1 protein-coding gene and 1 pseudogene are annotated in these 1,368 nt (G+C 67.8%); one reads left to right on the top strand and one right to left on the bottom strand.

The genetic code is table 11. The features are described 5' to 3' along the window. A pseudogene (locus EOA38_RS36710) lies at positions 1-268 on the bottom strand (integrase); the annotation flags it as partial. 172 nt (positions 269-440) lie between these two features. On the opposite strand from EOA38_RS36710, the gene EOA38_RS36705 reads away from it, so the two are divergent. Continuing rightward, on the top strand, positions 441-1,368 hold a 928-nt coding region (locus EOA38_RS36705), incomplete at its 3' end, for a DUF1403 family protein (protein ID WP_245481022.1).

Below are 1,368 nucleotides of genomic sequence, written 5' to 3'. Positions count from 1 at the left end.
GCGCCGGAGCGCCGAGCTTGGCGCCGCCGGCGGCGCAGGCGCTGATATAGAGCCCGATCACCTTGGAATCCGGGGGCAGGGGGTCGAAGCCGGTGCGCCGGCACCAGGACGAAAAATGCTTCCAATCCTTGGCGTAGGCGTCGCGGGTGCTCTCCGAGCTGGCGTTGTCGGCATACTCCCGGGCGGTCTCGACCAGCTCCTCGACATGCGCCGGGACGCGGGCCTCCGCCCGACCCATCTCCATGACGAGATCGACGATGTCGGGCATATCGCCCTCAAGCGGATCATCAGCCGGGAGATCGTGTTTGGAGGGTTTTTGTGGGGGATTTTCCATGATTTGCGAGCCTATCAGAATACGTCCGGTAATGGAATCTTACTGGACATAAAACAAGATCGACAGGCGGTGCGGATAATGCCGAAAACACTCGCATAAACCGCACATGCCGTTTACGCTGTTCGCGATGAGTCGGCAGCCCGCACCCGCATCGCAAGTTTCCTCTCCGATTCCGCACGTGCCGGAATGGGCGACGCCGCGCGTCCGTATCGAGGATTCGGTCGAGGGCGCCTTCATGGCCGGCAGCGCGTTGAATGCACTCGACAATCTCGTGCAGGCCGAGCCCGAATGGAGCGGCGCGTGGCGGCATCGCCTGGCGCTGAAAGCAGCAAGCGCCTGCATGAAGCTGGTCGGCCGCAGCGAGGATGAGGCGACATTGCGCGACGCCTGGTTGCTGCGCCAGCCCGGCGACGCGCCGGGGCCTGCCGGCAATGTGCTTGCCGCGTGGCGGCGTCTCGCCGGCCGCTCCCTGCCCCCTAGCGTCGAGGAGATGCAGGCGGTTGCCGCTCTGCTCGGCGTCGGCTGGTCGGACGGCTTTGGTCACGTGATCGACGTTACGCGCGATGAGGTGTGCAGCGGCGCGCCGGCCCCCGTCGTCGCCGCGCGCGCGGCCGCTGCTGTCATGCGGGAAGACCCGAAAGCCGAAATCCTGGCCTGGTGGCTGGCCGATTGCGCGCTGTCCTGGCGCATGGGCTGGCGTCACGCCGTGCCCATCATGACCACTCAGATCCACGCGCCGCTGCTGCGGCCGGGGCCGGAGGGCCGGCGCGCCCGCCCGGACAGCGATGCGTTCGGGCAGGCTGTCTTCATTACCGCGGCCCTTGGCGCGGCCGGGGCCTGCCGGCTGGCGGCGGACATGGCAACACACGCCGAACGGCTGCGGGCGGTCACGCCGAAGCTGCGATCCAGGGCGGCCAGCGACGTCGTCGACCGCCTTGTCGGCGATGATGCGGTGCCGGGAACGCTGACCACCCAGAACCTGTCACGCTGGGCCAGCCGACGCCTGTTCGATCGTCTGGTCGAGCTCGGCGCAG

This window comes from Mesorhizobium sp. M1E.F.Ca.ET.041.01.1.1, assembly GCF_003997355.1.
In the GTDB taxonomy this organism is placed as follows: Bacteria; Pseudomonadota; Alphaproteobacteria; order Rhizobiales; family Rhizobiaceae; genus Mesorhizobium.
This window is presented reverse-complemented; position numbering and strand designations above follow the sequence as displayed.